The following is an 18,022-nucleotide window of genomic DNA, read 5'->3' on the forward strand; positions in this document are numbered from 1 at the left end:
CATGTCGAAGCGCAAGGCATCGAAGTACAAGATTGACCGCCGCCTTGGCGAGAACATCTGGGGCCGTCCCAAGTCGTCGGTGAACCGTCGTTCGTACGGTCCCGGCCAGCATGGCCAGCGTCGCAAGAGCAAGGTGTCGGACTTCGGCATCCAGCTCCGCGCCAAGCAGAAGCTCAAGGGCTACTACGGCGACGTGACCGAAAAGCAGTTCAAGCGCACCTACCAGGAAGCGTCGAAGATGAAGGGCGACACCGGTCAGAACCTGATCGGTCTGCTCGAGCAGCGCCTCGACATGGTCGTCTACCGCGCCAAGTTCGCGCCGACGATCTTCTCGGCCCGCCAGGTCGTGTCCCACGGCCACATCTACGTCAACGGCGTGAAGTGCAACATCGCCTCGCGTCGCGTGCGCCCCGGTGACGTGGTCAGCCTCGGCAAGAAGGCCAAGGAAATGGCCCTGATCGCCGAAGCCCAGGCCCTGCCCGAGCGCGAAGTTCCCGACTATGTCGCCGCCGACGGCGACAAGGTGACCTTCACCCGCGTTCCGACGCTGGACGAAGTGCCCTATCCGGTGAAGATGGAACCGAACCTGGTCGTCGAATTCTATTCGCGCTGATCGGTTTCCGATCCGTTCGGAACACGCAGAAGGCGGGGCGCAAGCTCCGCCTTTTTCGCGTCGGTAAACAGGCTGTCACGTTTGATTTCAGGGGCGAAATTTGCGCCGTGTCAGGGAACTGACATCGTGCGAAGCCATTGGGAAGACATGTCCCTCTATCGCTTTGTCACCCCCCACCGCACCGGCAAATGGTACTCCGATCTCGTCACGGCACAGCGCCAGGCCTTCGCCATCGGCGCCGGCTTTCGGGACGAGCGAACGGGCACGTTCTATGCGTACAAGGATACGCGGCTGGAAGTGAGCGAGCCCGATCTTGCCGACGGGCCGCAAGAGATCGCGGCCTAACGCGCGAAGTAGTCGCGGCGGAAGTCAGCGGCAAAGGCGGCGAACCGACCTTCGGCAATCGCCGCGCGCATCCCAGCCATGAGCTGCTGGTAGAACCACAGGTTGTGTTCGGTCAGCAGCATGGCCCCAAGCATCTCGCCCGACTTGTGCAGGTGATGCAGGTATGCCCGGCTGTACTTCGTACAGGTCGGGCACGGGCAACGTTCGTCGAGCGGGCCGGTGTCCTCGGCATGGCGGGCGTTGCGCATGTTCAGTGGGCCGTTCCAGGTGAAGGCCTGGCCATTGCGCCCGGAACGCGTCGGCAGGACGCAATCGAACATGTCGACGCCGCGCTCCACCGCGCCCACCAGGTCGTCGGGCTTGCCGACACCCATGAGATAGCGCGGCCGATCAGCGGGTAGCTGCTGGGGCGCGAAATCGAGCGTGGCGAACATCGCCTCCTGCCCCTCGCCCACAGCAAGGCCTCCGATCGCATAGCCATCGAACCCGATGTCGGTCAGCGCATCGGCGCTGGTCTTGCGCAACCCTTCGTCGAGAGCGCCCTGCTGGATGCCGAAGAGTGCGGAGCGTTCCGCATGTTCCCCGCCCGCGTCGAACGCGTCGCGGCTGCGCCTCGCCCAACGCATCGACATTTCCATCGACCTCGCGATCACCTCGCGCGGCTGATCGGCTCGCGGACATTCGTCGAAGCACATGACGATGTCGGAGCCGAGCAGGCGCTGGATCTCCATCGACCGTTCCGGGCTGAGCAGGTGGCGCGAGCCGTCGAGGTGGCTGGCGAAGGTCACCCCCTCCTCGGTGATCTTGCGCAGGTCGGACAGGCTCATCACCTGATAGCCGCCGCTGTCGGTAAGGATCGGGCGGTCCCAACCCATGAACTTGTGCAGACCGCCAAGCCGCGCGACGCGCTCGGCCCCTGGGCGCAGCATCAGGTGATAGGTGTTGCCGAGGATTATGTCCGCACCCGAAGCCCGCACGTCCTCGACCTTCATCGCCTTGACGGTGGCGGCGGTACCAACCGGCATGAACGCAGGCGTGCGAATCTCGCCGCGCATCATCTGGATGGCACCGGTACGGGCCTTGCCGTCGGTGGCGTGGATCTTGAACGAAAAACGGGTCATCTGGGTCAGGCGCTCGGCAAAAAGAATGTTGCGGCCCTTAGGCGCAATCGGCAATGGGCGCAAATGCTCGAACCTGCACATCTCGACCTGTGGTTCTATCCGGCCCTGACCCTCGTCGCGGTCCTGACAGGCTTCATCGACGCGGTGGCGGGCGGCGGCGGGCTGGTGATGATGCCGGTCCTGCTGACCACGGGCCTGCCGCCGCACGTGGTGCTTGGCACCAACAAGGTCCAGTCGATGTGCGGAACGGCAATGGCCACATGGCGCTATCACCGCGCCGGCCTGTTCAGCTTTCGTGCAAGCGCGCCCACGGCTGCCGTGGTCTTCCTCGGCGCCATGGCGGGGTCGCTCGCGATCCAGCGCCTCAGCGCCGATGTCCTGAAGCTGGTCGTCCCGGTCCTGCTGATCGCGGTAGCACTCTACACCGTGCTCTCCCCCAACATGAGCGACCACGACCGCCACGGGCATCTGAGCGAGCGGGGCTATGTCCCGGTCGGCGCAGGGGTCGGCTTCTACGACGGCTTCTTCGGTCCGGGCGCTGGCCAGTTTTTCGCGACGACGCTCGTCGGGCTGCGCGGGCTTGGCCTCACGCGGGCGACCGGCCTGACCAAGTACCTCAACGTCACCAGCAACCTGGCCAGCGTGATCGTGTTCACCATCGGCGGCCAGGCCATGTGGATACTCGGCCTGTGCATGGGCGCCGGCGCCATGACCGGCGCGTGGATCGGCTCGCACTACGCCACCAAGTTCGGCGCAAAGGTCATCCGCCCTTTGCTCGTGGTGGTAAGCATCGGGCTGACGGTGCGGCTGGTGTGGGGCTGGTTTTCGACCTAGGCCCGCCAGACCAGAGGCAGCGCCGTGCAAGCGCCGACGTTGCCCCCCTTCATCGTCACCGCCTTGTCCGGGGCCAGCGCGAATTCGGGCATTCCGCCAAGCCATTCGCGCAGGAACACGATCACCTCCATCCGCGCCAGTCCCGCCCCGACGCAACGATGCGCACCCACCCCCATCGTGGTGTGGCGGATCGGCGCGAGACCCCGGTCGAAGCGCACTTCCTCGGGCGCCTCGAAACTCGCCGGATCAAGGTTGTGCAGCACGCTGGGCAGGTAGACGAGGTCACCCTTGCGGATGGTAACGCCATCGGCGTCCACATCGGCCACCGCGTTGCGGCTGACGGCAACGGTCGGGTAGCGGCGCATCAGTTCGTCGGCCGCCGCCGGGATCAGGTCTGGCCTTTCCCGCAGAAGCCGCTGGTCCTCGGGATGGCGTGCAAGATGCAGCGCGACCATGCCGATCATTGCGGCCACGGTATCAAGCCCGCCGAACAGCAGGTTGCGGCACATCCGCCGCGCCTCGTCGACCGTCCACGGACGTCCGCCCACCGGTTCCGAGAGAATGCGGCTGAACAGGTCGTCGCCCGGCTGGGCCATCCGCTTCTCGATGAAGGGCCAGAGGTAGTCGTCGGCGGCCTGCTTCAATTGCTCCACCGTCATCGAGCCATCGGGGCGGGTAAGCTGCACGCCCAGCTGGCGCAGGCGCGGACGGTCTTCCAGCGGCACGTCGATCAGCGTCAGAAAGATGTTGAGGGGCAGGATCTCGGCAAAATCGCTGACGAAATCGCACGATCCGCGCGGGCGCAGGCTTTCCATGAGTTTGCGCGCAACCGCCTGGACCTTCGGCTCGAGCGCCACCACGAAGCGCGAGGCGAGCCCCTTCATCACCGGCGTGCGGAAGGCCTTGTGCTCCGCCCCGTCCTGCTGGAGAGGGATGAACTGCATGACCTTGCCAAGGCCGGGCGTAACGGCAAGGCACTGGCTGGAGAGCCGCTCCGCATCTCCCCACAGTTCGCGCACCACATCGCCACGCGCGGCGATCCAGTGCCCGCCGTTGGCCGTGCTCCAGACCAGCCCCGGCCCATCGAGCAGGGTCTTCCAGGCTGCGAAGTAGTCCTGTTCCACGCCCGGCGGATTGAAGATGTCGAAATCGACCACCCGGTCGGCCGGAACGTGTGCCGGTATCATGCCCTGCTCCCACTTGTGTTTGGAGGCAGGCTACCGGGTGCAGGCCTTATCGAAACTGCGCTTTATGGCAGGAGCAGGCTCGAATCCCCGTAGGAGTAGAAGCGGTAGCCTCCGGCAATGGCGTGGGCATAGGCTGCCTGCATGCGATCGAGACCCATCAGCGCACTGACCAGCATGAACAGGGTCGACTTGGGCAGGTGGAAGTTGGTCATCAGCCCGTCGATCGCGCGGAATGTATATCCCGGGGTAATGAAGATCGAAGTGTCGCCCTCGAACGGACGGATTACCCGGTCCTCTCCCGTAGCGCTTTCGAGCAGGCGCAAGCTGGTGGTGCCGACCGCGATCACGCGTTTGCCGGCGGCTCGGGCTGCGTTGAGCCGATCTGCGGTGGCAGCGTCGATGGTGCCCCACTCGGCATGCATCTGGTGGTCCTGCGTGTCGTCGGCCTTGACCGGGAGGAACGTGCCAGCACCCACGTGCAGCGTCAGCGTCTCGGTTGCCACGCCGCGCGCCGCCAGCGCTTCCATCAGCGACGGGGTGAAGTGGAGCGCGGCGGTTGGCGCGGCAACCGCTCCGTCCTTGGCCGCGAACATCGTCTGATAGTCTTCGCGGTCCTGCTCGTCGGTCGGCCGCTTGCCCGCGATATAGGGCGGCAGCGGCATGCGGCCAGCGCGTTCGAGGAGAACCTCCACCGGTTCCTCGCCCGGGAAGAACAGCGTCCAGCTTCCGTCCGGCAGGCGCATTTCAGCGGTTGCGGTGACACCGGCCCCGAACTGGATCACGTCGCCCTCGCGCAGGCGCTTGGCATTGCGCACGAAGGCCTGCCAGCGGCGCAGGTCGATGCGCTTGTGCAGAGTCGCGCCGACCCGCGCTTCGCCGCGCTGTCCTTCGAGCTGTGCGGGTATCACGCGGGTGTCGTTGAACACCAGAACATCGCCGGGGTTCAGCAGGTCCGGCAGGTCCCGCACGATGAGATCGCGGAACGGGCCATCGCGGCCGACGCCAAGCAACCTCGCGGAATCGCGAGGCCGTGCCGGACGCAGGGCGATGTTTTCGGACGGCAGTTCGAAGTCGAAGAGATCAACGCGCATGGGCGCGCCCTAGCGCCAAACCTGGCTCAGTTCGACTTCGAATTGCTCAGCATGTCGGCAGTGATCGCAGCCGGTGCCGCCGGCGCTGCCGGTGCGGGAACGGGCTTGTCGTCTGCCGCGATCGATGCCTGGACGATCTTGGTCGGGCTTGCCGGCGGTTCGCCCCGTGCGATGGCATCGACATAATCCATGCCGGCAATCACGCGACCGAAGTTGGTGTACTTGTGGTCAAGCGCGAAGCGTGGATAGAACACGATGAAGAACTGGCTGTTCGCGGTGTTCGGCTCGTTCGTGCGGGCCATCGAGACCGAACCGCGCACGTGCGGGATCGAATTGAATTCCGCGGTCAGGTCAGGAAGCTGTGAACCGCCCTGCCCGGTTCCGGTCGGGTCGCCGGTCTGCGCCATGAAGCCGTCAATGACGCGATGGAACGCGATCCCGTTGTAGAAGCCCTGGCGCGCCAGCGTCTTGATCCGCTCCACGTGGTTCGGCGCCCATTCCGGCATCAGCCGGATAGCGACACGCCCGCCGTTCGACAGGTCGAGATAGAGGATGTTCTCGCGATCGACCGACTGGTCGCTGTTCACGGAATAAGGGATCGCCTTCTGGACGGTGGCCGCGGCGGGTGCATCCTTGGCAGCGTCTGCCGGCTTGTCCTGCGCCGCCACCGGCGACGCGATCAGGGCAGCGCCAAGCGCAAGTGCGGAAAGAAAGCGCGAAACCATGATAAGGTGGAACTCCGGATAGGTTGCGCCGCCAATAGGCCGGACGCGCTGTCACTGCAATGAACGAGTGCCGCGGGCGAGAGGCCCGCCCTCCTGCGTCAGTAGTCGCCCAGCCGCCCGATACTGTCCACGCGGGCAACCACCTCGTCGCGGATAGTGGGCGTCACGAAGTCGGAAATGTCGCCACCGAACAGCGCGATTTCCTTGACCAGCTTTGACGCGATCGGCTGCAAGCTGACGTCCGCCATGAGGAATACCGTCTCGATCTCGGCATCGAGCTGCTGGTTCATGCCGGCCATCTGGTATTCGTACTCGAAGTCGGCGACGGCCCGCAGCCCGCGCACGATCACGCTGGCGCCCTGCGCACGCGCGAACTTCATCAGCAGCGCGTTGAAGCCGACGACCTCGACATTGTCGATGCCTTGCGCCGCCACTTCGCGACGGACGCTGTCCATGCGCTCGTCCGGGGTGAACATCGGGTTCTTCGACGGGTTGGTAGTCACGCCGATGATCAGCTTGTCGACCAGCTTGGCGCCGCGACGGATGATGTCGAGATGCCCGAGCGTGATCGGATCGAAAGTTCCGGGGTATACGCCGATACGTTCGGCCATCAGTGGTTCCTCTCCACGATGAAGCGCGCAAGTTCGCGCAGCAGGTCCGCTTCGGGACCATAGCTTGCAAGATGTTCGACCGCCTGGTTCACCAGCAGTCGGGCCTGTTCACGAGCGCGATCGGCGCCCAGCAGCGACAGGAAGGTCTCCTTGCCCTGCGCGGCGTCCTTGCGCAGCGCCTTGCCGGCGGCGGCTTCGTCGCCTTCGGCGTCGAGCAGGTCATCCGCGATCTGGAAGGCAAGGCCGATGTCGCGCGCATAGCCACGCAGATGGGTGCGCCCTTCGGGCGGCACCTTCCCAAGGATCGCGCCCAGTTCCACAGATGCGCCCAGCAATGCGCCCGTCTTGAGCTGCTGGAGCCGGGTCACGGTGGGCAGGTCGAAACTGGAAGTCTCGGCGACGATGTCCATCATCTGCCCGCCGCACATGCCGTTCATGCCGCTCGCGGTGGCAAGCGTGCGGATCAGTTCGATCCGCGTGAAAGGGTCGCCGCTGGTCGCGGGATCGGACAACACTTCGAAAGCGAAGTCGTGCAGGGCATCGCCGGCCAGCACCGCGGTTGCATCGTCGAACGCCACGTGGACGGTGGGCTTGCCATGGCGCAGCCCGTCATTGTCCATGCAGGGCAGGTCGTCGTGGATCAGCGAATAGACGTGGATGGCCTCGATCGCCGTGCCGACCCGCACCGCCGCCTCGCGCGAAACGCCGTGCAGGGCGCCGGTCGCGCAGACCAGCAACGGGCGCAGCCGCTTGCCGCCACCAATGGCCGCATAGCGCATGGCTTCGACCAGCCGGTCGCGCGGGTCGCCCGGGACCGGCAGCAGCAGGTCGAAGCTGCGGTCGATGTCCTCGGCGATAGCCGCAAGGGCTGGCTTGAGGAGGCCCGGTCCTTCCGACGTGTCAGCCGACATGGCGTTATCGCTCAACCGACGGTTTCGTCGAACGGACGAAGGCCTTGGGCCTTGCCGTCACGGTCGGCCACGATCGCTTCGATTCGCGCCTGCGCCGCATCGAGGCGGGCCTGGCAATGCGCGCGCAGCGCGTCTCCGCGGGCATAGAGTTCGATCGACTCGTCGAGCGGTGCTTCCCCGCTCTCCAGTCGCCTGACGACGTTCTCGAGTTCCTTCAGAGCCTCTTCGAAGCTGAGACTGGCCAGTTCAGGTACGGTTCCCATTGGGGCAGCATTGACGGCGCGGGAACGCATGGTCAAGCTTCGATGCGCATCTTCCCGGGAGGTACGAAGTGCCATGTCCTATGTAATGGCCTACGTCGCCGCCGCCGTGGTTTTCGGGGCGCTCGATGCGGCCTGGCTTGGATGGGCCGGCCCGAATCTCTACCGGCCCGCACTCGGCGATCTCCTTGCCCCGGCTTTCCGCCCGGCTCCGGCGCTGGTCTTCTATGCTATCTATCTTGCAGGCATGGTCTGGTTCGCGATCAGGCCGGGGCTCACGCAGGGCCTCGGAGCAGCCGCTCTCAACGGCGCGCTGCTCGGCGCGATGTGCTACATGACCTACGATCTGACCAGCCAGGCAGTGCTCGCGCGCTGGCCGGTCCACCTTACCATCATAGACGTTGCCTGGGGCACGTTCGCCACGATGGTCGCCGCCACCGCCGCCACCTGGTTCACACTCAGGTTCGCCGGTTAGGACTAGCCTCTTGCGCGCCACATCGCTAAGGCGCGCGCCATGTCTCAGATCACTCCTGATGTCGTCGCCGCCCATGGGCTGTCCGAGGAAGAATACCAGCGCGTGCTGCACGCGCTCGGGCGCGAGCCGAACCTTGTCGAGCTCGGCATCTTCTCGGTCATGTGGTCGGAGCATTGCTCCTACAAGTCGAGCCGCATCCACCTCAAGAAACTGCCGACTTCGGCCCCCTGGGTGATCTGCGGGCCCGGCGAGAACGCTGGCGTGATCGACATCGGCGATGGCCAGGCCGCCATCTTCAAGATGGAGAGCCACAACCACCCGTCGTACATCGAACCCTACCAGGGCGCGGCGACGGGCGTCGGCGGCATCCTGCGCGACGTGTTCACGATGGGCGCCCGCCCGGTGGCGAACATGAACGCCCTGCGCTTCGGCCGCCCGGATCACCCGAAGATGAAGCACCTCGTGCAGGGCGTCGTCGCGGGCATCGGCGGCTACGGCAACTGCGTCGGCGTGCCGACGGTGGGTGGCGAGACCAACTTCCACAAGGCCTATGACGGCAACATCCTCGTCAACGCGATGACCGTTGGCGTGGCGGACACCGACAAGATCTTCTATTCGGCCGCCACCGGCCTCGGTAACCCGATCGTCTACGTCGGCTCCAAGACCGGGCGCGACGGCATCCACGGCGCGACCATGGCCTCGGCCGACTTCGACGAGAAGTCCGACGAGAAGCGCCCGACCGTGCAGGTAGGCGACCCCTTCACCGAGAAGCTGCTGATCGAGGCCTGCCTCGAACTGATGGCGACCGACGCGATCGTGGCCATCCAGGACATGGGCGCTGCGGGCCTCACCTCGTCGTCGGTCGAAATGGCGACCAACGGCAAGGCCGGCATCATCCTCGACATGGACAAGGTGCCGTGCCGCGAAGAAGGCATGACGCCTTACGAGATGATGCTCTCGGAAAGCCAGGAGCGCATGCTCATGGTCCTGAAGCCCGGCAAGGAAGCCATGGCCGAAGCCATCTTCCGCAAGTGGGAGCTGGACTTCGCGGTGATCGGCGAAGTGACCGACACCGGCCACATGGTCCTGAAGTTCCAGGGCGAAACCGTCTGCGACATTCCGCTCGGCCCCCTTGCCGAAGACGCCCCGCTCTATGACCGCCCCGCCCTTTCGCTGGCCGACTACAAGGCCTGGGCCAATGTCGCACCGCTCGGCACCGTGCCGGAAAGCACGGATCTTGGCGCGGATCTGGTGAAGCTGATCGGCTGCCCCGACCTCGCCAACCGCCGCTGGATCTTCGAGCAGTACGACAGCCAGGTCGGCGCCGACACGCTGCAGAAGTCCGGCGGAGATGCGGCGGTCGTGCGCATCCACGGCACCAGCAAGGCTCTCGCGATCAGCACCGACTGCACGCCGCGCTATTGCTATGCCGATCCCTATGAAGGCGGCAAGCAGGCCGTCGCGGAAACGTGGCGCAACATCTGCGCGGTGGGCGCGCGTCCGCTGGCGATCACCAATTGCCTCAACTTCGCCAACCCGCAGCGCCCCGAGATCATGGCCCAGATCGTCCAGGCGCTGAACGGCATGGGCGATGCGTGCCGCGCGCTGGATTACCCGATCGTCTCGGGCAACGTCTCGCTCTACAACGAATCGAAGGCCACCGGCGGCGGCTCGGCCATCCTGCCCACGCCCGCCATCGGCGGCGTCGGCCTGATGCTCGACCACGAAGTGATGACCACGGTCGCGTTCAAGGATGAAGGCGATGCGATCTGGCTGGTGGGCGGCGAAGGCACCCACCTTGGTCAGTCGCTCTACCTGCGCGAAATCCACGGCCGCGAGGATGGCGATGCACCGTCGGTCGATCTGGCGGTCGAGCGCAGGAACGGCGAGCAGGTCCGCGAATGGATCGCCGCCGGCAGGCTGAGCGCCGTGCACGATATTTCCGACGGTGGCCTTCTGGTCGCGCTGACCGAAATGGCGCTGGCCGGAAACAAGGGCTGCACCCTCGACATCGCCCTCACCACCGCCGCCGCATTCGGTGAAGACCAGTCGCGCTACGTCGTCACGACGCGGGCGGGCGAAGTGCTGGAAGGTGCGACCCGCCTCGGCACGGTCGGCGGCTCGCAGGTTGCAGGCGTCGAACTCGCCGCGCTGCGCGAAGCAAACGAGGCCTTCTTCCGCGACTGGATGGAAGGCTAAGCCAGGCCTTCATACCTGCGCCCCCCGAATGGCGGGGCGCAGGCCGGTCCTCCCGGTCAGGCCGCCAGTTTGGAGGCGTTCTTCCCCAGCAGGTCATAGGGATCGATCCCCATGCCGCTCCAGATGGTGTGCGCTTCGCGATAACGCTCCGCCGGCGTGATGTTGAGACGCCTGCGCACTTCTTCGATCGGAAGCGGCAGAAGTTCCGTGATCGACTGCTCGCACAGGCGCGGGCAGGCCTTCCCCAGCCTTTGGCCCTCGCGCACCGCACGCAGCACCGGCGCGCTGCGGCGGGTCTGCCTGTTGATGTTCATGCCCGCCAGATAGCCGATGAAAAGATGCGCGGGGCTCGGCTGCTGGCTATAGGTGAAGGCCAGCACGCAAGCCTCGCCCAGCGCATCGCGGCCATAGCCGGTCAGCACGTGCAGCATGTCGTGCACGTCGCGCATCCGGTTGAGATACCACAGGAACTGGTCCTCGAAGCGCTCGCGCTTGCTGGCAAACTTCTCGAACTCGTCGACCAGCCCCTGCGCGCTCAGCCCCTCCCGCTCCATGAAGTCGCAGTAGGCATGCGCAAGCGAACCGGCGGGCATCGCCCGCAGCGCCGCGTGATCGTCGAGAATCGCGGGCAGATAGGGTTCCTTCGCCCGAAGCGCCTGTCCGCGCTCGCTGCGCAGGAACCGCTCGGCCTTTGCGCGCAGGTTACGCCATGGCAAGGCCTCGAAAATGTAGAATACCTCTTCGGTGTTTTCCTTGTCCCTCAGAAGCTTGCGGAAATGGTGCCAGGCCTTGAGCGGCCGCATCCGCATTTCCGGGCGGCGTTCGTCATAAAGAGGAAGGTCGGCATTTATCGCGCCGGTCATTGCATTCACGGCGTGTTCTCCCACTTGCTATTCCTCAATATACTAACATTGGTGTAAATACCTCGTCAACACGGCTGGCGGGAAAGCAGCAGTGATGTTAGCCTCGGCCCAAGGGGTGCGCCTGACGGGGGAAGAAGGCGATATGACCAGCAAATGGCCTACCATGCTCGGCGCGGTCGCGGGGGCTGCCGCACTTGGCGCGGGCCTTCAGGTCGGGGGCACCGGGCTCGAAGGGTGGCACCTGGCCGCGCGATGGACGGCGCGGATCGGCTTTCCGATCTTCCTGATAACTTATGCCGCCTCGTCCTTCGCAAGGCTTTCGCCAGCGCCGTGGAGCCGCGGCCTCGTGCGCGACCGGCGTTGGTGGGGCCTCGGCTTTGCCGCGAGCCATACGATCCACCTCTTCGCCCTGATCGTGGCGCTGCGCCTTGATCCCGAGCCGCGTACGCTCGTCTCGCTCATTCCCGGCGGGATCGCCTATGCGTTCATCTTCGCGATGGCCCTTACATCGAACGACGCTGCCATGCGCACGCTGGGGCGCAACTGGAAGCGGCTTCATACCTTAGGCATCCACGTGATCTGGCTGATCTTCACGCTTGCCTATGCAAAGCGCATTCCGCTGGCCGAATCGCGGGCCATAGCGGTGCCCATGACCCTGCTCGCACTGGCCGCGCTGGGCTTGCGCGTACTTGCCCGTCGCCCTCGCCGCGCCGCTGGGCTCGCCTGATCAGTCGAACACCCAGTCCTCGCGGGCAATGCCCAGCAGCGAGAGAATGGACGTCAGGTCGCCCCGGTCGATCCAGCCATCCGCCGCCGCGCGGGCCTTGGGCTTTGCGCGATAGGCGATGCCGAAGCTTGCCGCCTCGATCATGGGGATATCGTTGGCTCCATCGCCGGTCGCCAGGCTCAAAGAGCCCTCGCCCAGGCGCTCGGCCTCTTCCAGCAGCACCTTCTTCTTGATCGAGCTGTCGACGATGCCGCCCACCAGGCCGCCCGTCAGCACGCCTTCATGAAGGCCGAGCCGGTTGCCCACCACCCGGTCGAAGCCGAGAAGGTCCGCGACCGGATCGGCGAAGGAATGAAAGCCGCCCGTCACCAGCACGGTATGGCAACCGCGCGCCTTTAGGGTCGACACGAGCGTGCGCGCGCCGGGCATGGGCCGGATGCGCTCGTCAAGGCACTGGGCGATGGCGGCTTCGGGCAGATCCTTCAGCAGTCCCACGCGCTCGCGCAACGCGGACTCGAAATCGAGTTCGCCCTGCATCGCACGCTCGGTGATCGCGGCGATGCGTTCCTTGAGACCGGCGAAATCAGCCAGTTCGTCGATGCACTCCTGGCCGATCATGGTCGAATCCATGTCCGACACGAACAGGTGGGGCACTTCGATCAGTCCGTTGGAAAGCAGCAGGTCGCTTTCCGGGAAGCACTGGTCGAGTATCTGGCGGATACCTACGGGATTGCCTTCGACCACTTCCAGTTCGAGCACTTCCGAACAGAATTCCAGCATCCCGGCGCCGGCCACTTCCCAGTCACGGGCCTCGATCATTTCCATGGCGAGCGCAAGATTGTCACCAAGCGTCTCCGGGTCTGCTATCAGGCGCGCGATGATCACCGGGAATTCCTTTTTGGACGATAACGTGAAGGCAGCGGCCGAACGGCCAAGGTTGGCGCTAATCGCAGGGCCGACGGCCAGCGGCAAGAGCGATTTGGCCGTGAACCTCGCTTTGCGCGCCATGGATCGGGGGCAGGACGCGGTCATCGTCAATGCCGACAGCGCGCAAGTCTATGCCGATCTCCGCGTCCTCAGCGCGCGGCCTTCGGACGAAGAGATGCGCGGCGTGCCGCACGTGCTGTTCGGCGCGTGGGACGGGGCCCGGGCCTGCTCTGCCGCGGACTGGGCAGCCGCAGCCCGGCGCGAGATCGCCGCCGCACATCAGCGCGGCGCGCTTCCGATCCTCGTCGGCGGCACCGGCCTCTATATCCGGACCCTGCTCGACGGCATCGCTCCGGTCCCCGAGATCGACCCGCAGGTCCGCGAAGAGGTCCGCGCGATGCCGCTGGAGGCCGCCTACGCGGAGCTCGAGAAATCCGACCCCGAACGCGCCCGCAAGCTCGCCCCCGCCGATGCGCAGCGCATTACCCGTGCGCTCGAAGTCATGCGCTCCACCGGGCGTCCCCTGGCCTACTGGCAGCAGCAGCTCAGCGGCGGCATCGGCAACGATGTCGCGCTTGCCCCGCTGATCCTCCTGCCGGAGCGCCAGTGGCTCTACAGACGTTGCGACTTGCGCTTCGAACTGATGTGGGACGGCGGCGCGCTCGAAGAAGTAGAGGCGCTGCTCGCCCGCGATCTGCCCGATTCCCTGCCCGTCATGCGCGCCATCGGCGTGCCCGAGATCGCGGCCTTCCTGCGCGGCGATCTGTCCCGCGACGCGGCCATCGCATCGGGTCAGCAGGCGACCCGGAACTACGCCAAGCGGCAGTACACATGGCTCAGGCACCAGAATCCGGGCGATTGGCCGCGAATGGAGTATGATAATTCCATTGACAGCGCCAAGATCGCAAGTTTATTACGCCTATAGCCGCTTGACACGTCATTTTATGTCAAGTAGCAGGCCGTCAACTGCTCGATCCACGTCTCGTGTCGATCGGGTGCCCGATAGGGAGAGACGGCTCGGCGCAGCATGCCTGCGCCGAGCCGAAATTTTTTGTTTTTTGCAGGTGCGGTCGGGGCTATCGGGCCACGACGCGAAGAAGGATGAAGTAACGTGACAACCGAGCGCAGCGGCGCCGAGATCCTGGTCGAAAGCCTCGTCGCAAAGGGGGTCGAGTTCGTGTTCGGCTATCCGGGCGGCGCGGTGCTCCCGATCTACGATGCGCTGTTCGGCGATGAACGCCTCCGCCACATCCTAGTCCGCCACGAAGCCGGCGCTGCCCACGCCGCCGAAGGCTACGCGCGCGCCACCGGCAAGCCCGGCGTCGTGCTCGTCACCTCGGGCCCGGGCGCGACCAACGCCGTCACCGGCATTGCCGATGCGTTCATGGATTCGATTCCGATGGTCGTCATCACCGGCCAGGTCCCCACGGCCCTGATCGGTTCGGATGCGTTCCAGGAAGCCGACACGATCGGCATCACGCGCCACTGCACGAAGCACAACTACCTCGTGAAGGACCCGTCGCAGCTGGCGGCGACCATCGACGAAGCGTTCCGCATCGCCACCGAGGGCCGCCCCGGCCCGGTCGTGATCGACATCCCCAAGGATGTGCAGATCGCGACGGCCGCGTGGAGCAGCGCCGCCCCGCAGCAGCGCAACCGCTATGCTCCCCAGACCGAGGGCGGCGCGAAGGAGATTGCCGAAGCGATCGAACTGATCGCCAAGGCCAAGGCGCCGGTCTTCTACACGGGCGGCGGCGTGATCAATGCCGGCCCGGAAGCGGCCCGCCTGCTGCGCGAACTCCAGTCGCTGACCGGCGCGCCCGTGACCTCCACGCTGATGGGCCTTGGCGCGTTTCCGGCGGACCACCCGGCATGGCTCGGCATGCTCGGCATGCACGGCACCTACGAAGCCAACATGACGATGAACCGCGCCGACCTCGTCGTCTGCATCGGCGCCCGCTTCGACGACCGCGTCACCGGCCGGCTCGATGCCTTCTCGCCCAACAGCAAGAAGATCCACATCGACATCGACCGGGCCTCGATCAACAAGACCGTCCAGGTCGACCTTCCGGTCATCGGCGATTGCGGCAAGGTCCTTGCCCAGCTCATCGAAGCATGGCTCGAGCGCGGCTACCAGAAGCAGGACCTGACTGAATGGAACGCCCGCATCGATGGCTGGCGTGCCCGGCAGAGCCTCGCCTTCCCGCGTCGCGGCAAGGAAATCATGCCCCAGCTGGCGATCGAACGTCTCTATGAGCTGACCAGGCACAAGGAGCCGATCATCAGCACCGAAGTCGGCCAGCACCAGATGTGGGCTGCCCAGCACTTCCACTTCATGAAGCCGAACAAGTGGCTGACCTCGGGCGGCCTCGGCACGATGGGCTATGGCCTTCCCGCCGCGATCGGTGCACAGGCCGGCTTCCCCGATGCGCTGGTCATCGACATCGCGGGCGATGCTTCGATCCAGATGAACATCCAGGAACTCGGCACGGCCACCCAGTACCGCCTTCCGGTCAAGGTCTTCGTGCTGAACAACGAATGGATGGGCATGGTCCGCCAGTGGCAGGAACTCACCTACGAGAGCCGCTACTCGAACTCCTACTCGGACAGCCTGCCCGATTTCGTGAAGCTCGCCGAAGCCTACGGCTGGAAGGGCATCCGCATCACCGACGAAAGCGAGCTGGACGCCGGCATCCAGGCGATGATCGATCATGACGGCCCGGTCTTCGTCGACTGCCTCGTCGCCAAGGAAGCGAATTGCTTCCCGATGATCCCGTCGGGGGCTGCGCACACCGACATGATCCTCTACGGGGACGAAGTCGCCGGCACGATGGACGACGAAGCCAAGGCGCTGGTCTGAAGGACACCGGAACAATGATGCACATCGCTCAGGAGGCGCAGGAGCGCCACGTCCTCACCATCACTGTCGACAACGAGGCAGGCATCCTCGCCAAGATCGCCGGGCTCTTCACCGCGCGCGGCTATAATATCGACAGCCTGACCGTGGCCGACATCACAGACGGCCACGACGTCAGCCGCATCACCATCGTGACGCACGGCCCGCCGCCGATCATCGACCAGATCCGCGCGCAGCTCGAACGACTCGTGCCGGTCCACAAGGTCACCGACCTCACCGAAGTCGGCCCCTTCGTCGAGCGCGAGCTGGCCCTGATCAAGGTCTCGGGCAAGGGCGAGAACCGCGTCGAGGCGCTGCGCCTCGCCGACGTGTTCCGCGCCAAGGTGGTCGACACCACGACCTCCAGCTTCATCTTCGAGCTGACCGGCGCGCCGGACAAGATCGACAGCTTCGTCTCGCTGATGAAGGAGCTTGGCCTCGTCGAGGTCGGCCGCACCGGCATCGTCGGCATGATCCGCGGCGCCACCGCCGCCTGAATTGACTGGATACTCGAACAAGCAACCAACCGGAGCAACACCCACTCGTCACCCTGAACTCGCTTCAGGGTCCATGTGTCGGTAAGCACTGCCTTTTTCTGGCGAGAACTGCGTACGCGACAAGATGGATGCTGAAACAGGTTCAGCATGACGATCAGGACAAGAGGGAAAACACCATGAAAGTCTATTACGACGCAGACTGCGATCTGAACCTCATCACGGACAAGAAGATCGCCATTCTCGGCTACGGCTCGCAGGGCCACGCCCACGCGCAGAACCTGCGCGATTCGGGCGTCAAGGACGTGGCCATCGCGCTGCGCCCCGGTTCGGCCAGCGCCAAGAAGGCCGAAGCCGCCGGCTTCAAGGTCCTCGCCAACGCCGATGCCGCCGCCTGGGCCGACATCCTCATGATCCTTGCGCCGGACGAGCACCAGGCCGCAATCTATGCCGATGACCTGCACGCCAACATGAAGCCGGGCGCCGCGCTTGCCTTCGCGCACGGCCTCAACATCCACTTCGGCCTGATCGAGGCGCGCGCCGACATCGACGTGATCATGATCGCGCCGAAGGGCCCGGGCCACACCGTCCGCTCGGAATATCAGCGTGGCGGCGGCGTGCCCTGCCTGATCGCCGTCCATCAGAACGTGACCGGCAACGCCCACGACGTCGCTCTTGCCTATGCCTCGGGCGTCGGCGGTGGCCGTTCGGGCATCATCGAAACCAACTTCCGCGAGGAATGCGAAACCGACCTGTTCGGCGAGCAGGTCGTGCTGTGCGGTGGCACCACCGCCCTGATCCAGGCCGGTTTCGAAACGCTGGTCGAAGCCGGCTACGCGCCGGAAATGGCCTACTTCGAATGCCTCCACGAACTGAAGCTGATCGTCGACCTGCTTTATGAAGGCGGCATCGCCAACATGCGCTACTCGATCTCGAACACTGCCGAATACGGCGACATCAAGACGGGTCCGCGCATCATCACCGAAGAGACCAAGAAGGAAATGAAGCGCGTCCTCGCCGACATCCAGGAAGGTCGCTTCGTCAAGGACTTCGTGCTCGACAACCGCGCCGGCCAGCCCGAACTCAAGGCTGCCCGCGGTCTCGCCAAGCGCCACCAGATCGAGGAAACCGGCGCCAAGCTGCGCGCCATGATGCCCTGGATCGGCGCTAACAAGCTCGTGGACCAGACCAAGAACTGATCGCAAGCATTTGAATTTGGCGACTCTTTACGGGTCGTCAAATTCCACCAACGGCCGCGCACAATCGACGAAAGCAGTGGACGCCACCGTATTGGACGCTATCCCTCCATTATGGAGGAATTACTCCAGTGAAAGGTCGCACAGTGCTGAAATCGTCGATTGGCGCGGCCTTGCTGTGCCTGCCCCTCATCACGTCCGCCCATGCCCGCCCTGCGGAAGAAATGGGCCAGCGCCCCACCCCGCCCCGGACGACAGGCCGCCCGGCCGACCCGATAGCCGTCACCGACACCTGCGGACTGCGCATGGCTGTCCGCTATTCGGGCACCTCCGCCACCCCGAAGGTGCGCGAAGCCCTCGTGGCATCTGTCGCGCACAATCGGGTGCGCTGGATTCGGCCCGGAACGGCAATCACGCAGGACTATCGGCCTGACAGGCTGAACATCATCCTCGACGAAGACGGCCGGGTGATGACAATGCGCTGCGGATGACACGCAGTTGCGTCCCCTTGTGCGGGACGACCAGCTTTGGCACCTTGCACCTCCCG

Annotated in this window: 20 protein-coding genes; 11 read left to right on the plus strand and 9 right to left on the minus strand. The window is 65.2% G+C overall.

Annotated elements, in window-relative coordinates; translation table 11 throughout:
• The first annotated feature begins 1 nt into the window (after window position 1).
• Window positions 2-613, plus strand: a complete 612-nt coding sequence (gene rpsD / locus SARO_RS11295) for a 30S ribosomal protein S4 (protein WP_011445888.1) — start codon at window positions 2-4, stop codon at window positions 611-613.
• 147 nt (window positions 614-760) lie between these two features.
• Window positions 761-958 carry a hypothetical protein gene (locus SARO_RS11300; protein WP_041550304.1) on the plus strand — a complete coding sequence of 66 codons (198 nt, stop codon included), beginning with the start codon at window positions 761-763 and terminating at the stop codon, window positions 956-958.
• Here the strand turns inward: SARO_RS11300 and tgt are convergent.
• The gene (gene tgt, locus SARO_RS11305; protein ID WP_011445890.1) at window positions 955-2,079 is read right to left on the minus strand and encodes a tRNA guanosine(34) transglycosylase Tgt; all 1,125 of its coding nucleotides are present in this window, start codon (window positions 2,077-2,079) and stop codon (window positions 955-957) included. The two genes, SARO_RS11300 and tgt, sit on opposite strands and share 4 nt — an antisense overlap.
• Window positions 2,080-2,142: 63 nt before the next feature.
• Between tgt and SARO_RS11310 the strand changes: the two genes are divergently transcribed.
• Complete coding sequence (locus SARO_RS11310) at window positions 2,143-2,913, plus strand: TSUP family transporter (RefSeq protein ID WP_011445891.1); 771 nt, start codon at window positions 2,143-2,145, stop codon at window positions 2,911-2,913.
• Here SARO_RS11310 and SARO_RS11315 read toward each other — a convergent pair.
• The 6 genes from SARO_RS11315 to SARO_RS11340 all read right to left on the minus strand — a co-directional run bounded on the left by SARO_RS11315 (window position 2,910) and on the right by SARO_RS11340 (window position 7,701).
• Entirely contained in the window at window positions 2,910-4,100 is a 1,191-nt protein-coding gene (locus tag SARO_RS11315) for a cytochrome P450 (RefSeq protein ID WP_011445892.1), read from the minus strand. The two genes, SARO_RS11310 and SARO_RS11315, sit on opposite strands and share 4 nt — an antisense overlap.
• 62 nt (window positions 4,101-4,162) lie before the next feature.
• Window positions 4,163-5,191: a tRNA preQ1(34) S-adenosylmethionine ribosyltransferase-isomerase QueA gene (queA, locus tag SARO_RS11320; protein ID WP_011445893.1), complete on the minus strand. Its 1,029-nt coding sequence runs from the start codon at window positions 5,189-5,191 to the stop codon at window positions 4,163-4,165.
• A gap of 26 nt (window positions 5,192-5,217) precedes the next feature.
• Window positions 5,218-5,916, minus strand: a complete 699-nt coding sequence (locus SARO_RS11325) for a peptidylprolyl isomerase (protein ID WP_011445894.1) — start codon at window positions 5,914-5,916, stop codon at window positions 5,218-5,220.
• A 98-nt stretch (window positions 5,917-6,014) separates the two neighbouring features.
• A complete protein-coding gene (gene coaD, locus SARO_RS11330) occupies window positions 6,015-6,527 on the minus strand; it encodes a pantetheine-phosphate adenylyltransferase (protein ID WP_011445895.1) in 513 nt (170 codons plus the stop codon).
• A complete protein-coding gene (locus SARO_RS11335; protein WP_011445896.1) occupies window positions 6,527-7,438 on the minus strand; it encodes a polyprenyl synthetase family protein in 912 nt (303 codons plus the stop codon). The genes coaD and SARO_RS11335 overlap by 1 nt, the downstream gene beginning before the upstream one ends.
• Window positions 7,439-7,449: 11 nt before the next feature.
• Window positions 7,450-7,701 carry an exodeoxyribonuclease VII small subunit gene (locus SARO_RS11340; RefSeq protein WP_011445897.1) on the minus strand — a complete coding sequence of 84 codons (252 nt, stop codon included), beginning with the start codon at window positions 7,699-7,701 and terminating at the stop codon, window positions 7,450-7,452.
• 73 nt (window positions 7,702-7,774) lie between these two features.
• Here SARO_RS11340 and SARO_RS11345 point away from each other — a divergent pair, with 73 nt between their 5' ends.
• Both SARO_RS11345 and purL read left to right on the plus strand, forming a co-directional pair.
• Window positions 7,775-8,173, plus strand: a complete 399-nt coding sequence (locus SARO_RS11345; RefSeq protein ID WP_011445898.1) for a DUF2177 family protein — start codon at window positions 7,775-7,777, stop codon at window positions 8,171-8,173.
• Window positions 8,174-8,212: 39 nt separating this feature from the next.
• Window positions 8,213-10,372: a phosphoribosylformylglycinamidine synthase subunit PurL gene (gene purL / locus SARO_RS11350; protein ID WP_011445899.1), complete on the plus strand. Its 2,160-nt coding sequence runs from the start codon at window positions 8,213-8,215 to the stop codon at window positions 10,370-10,372.
• A 56-nt stretch (window positions 10,373-10,428) separates the two neighbouring features.
• On the opposite strand, the gene SARO_RS11355 is transcribed toward purL, so the two are convergent.
• A complete protein-coding gene (locus tag SARO_RS11355) occupies window positions 10,429-11,235 on the minus strand; it encodes a Coq4 family protein (protein ID WP_011445900.1) in 807 nt (268 codons plus the stop codon).
• 142 nt (window positions 11,236-11,377) lie between these two features.
• Between SARO_RS11355 and SARO_RS11360 the strand changes: the two genes are divergently transcribed.
• Window positions 11,378-11,962, plus strand: a complete 585-nt coding sequence (locus tag SARO_RS11360; protein WP_143004851.1) for a hypothetical protein — start codon at window positions 11,378-11,380, stop codon at window positions 11,960-11,962.
• Here the strand turns inward: SARO_RS11360 and serB are convergent, their stop codons facing one another.
• Window positions 11,963-12,847, minus strand: coding sequence for a phosphoserine phosphatase SerB (gene serB / locus SARO_RS11365; RefSeq protein ID WP_011445902.1), 885 nt, complete (start codon window positions 12,845-12,847; stop codon window positions 11,963-11,965).
• On the opposite strand from serB, the gene miaA reads away from it, so the two are divergent.
• From miaA to SARO_RS20240, 5 genes are all read left to right on the plus strand, one after another.
• Window positions 12,840-13,814 carry a tRNA (adenosine(37)-N6)-dimethylallyltransferase MiaA gene (gene miaA, locus SARO_RS11370; RefSeq protein ID WP_041551062.1) on the plus strand — a complete coding sequence of 325 codons (975 nt, stop codon included), beginning with the start codon at window positions 12,840-12,842 and terminating at the stop codon, window positions 13,812-13,814. The genes serB and miaA overlap by 8 nt on opposite strands.
• A 186-nt stretch (window positions 13,815-14,000) precedes the next feature.
• The gene (gene ilvB, locus SARO_RS11375; RefSeq protein ID WP_011445904.1) at window positions 14,001-15,749 is read left to right on the plus strand and encodes a biosynthetic-type acetolactate synthase large subunit; all 1,749 of its coding nucleotides are present in this window, start codon (window positions 14,001-14,003) and stop codon (window positions 15,747-15,749) included.
• Between the two features lie 17 nt (window positions 15,750-15,766).
• Window positions 15,767-16,282, plus strand: coding sequence for an acetolactate synthase small subunit (gene ilvN, locus SARO_RS11380; protein WP_041551064.1), 516 nt, complete (start codon window positions 15,767-15,769; stop codon window positions 16,280-16,282).
• Window positions 16,283-16,410: 128 nt separating this feature from the next.
• Window positions 16,411-17,478 carry a ketol-acid reductoisomerase gene (gene ilvC / locus SARO_RS11385; RefSeq protein WP_083760869.1) on the plus strand — a complete coding sequence of 356 codons (1,068 nt, stop codon included), beginning with the start codon at window positions 16,411-16,413 and terminating at the stop codon, window positions 17,476-17,478.
• A gap of 128 nt (window positions 17,479-17,606) precedes the next feature.
• Window positions 17,607-17,966 (plus strand): I78 family peptidase inhibitor, encoded by a 360-nt coding sequence (locus SARO_RS20240; RefSeq protein WP_011445907.1) that lies wholly within the window; start codon window positions 17,607-17,609, stop codon window positions 17,964-17,966.
• Window positions 17,967-18,022: the final 56 nt, after the last annotated feature.

The sequence above is a fragment of the Novosphingobium aromaticivorans DSM 12444 genome (assembly GCF_000013325.1).
Lineage (GTDB): Bacteria > Pseudomonadota > Alphaproteobacteria > Sphingomonadales > Sphingomonadaceae > Novosphingobium > Novosphingobium aromaticivorans.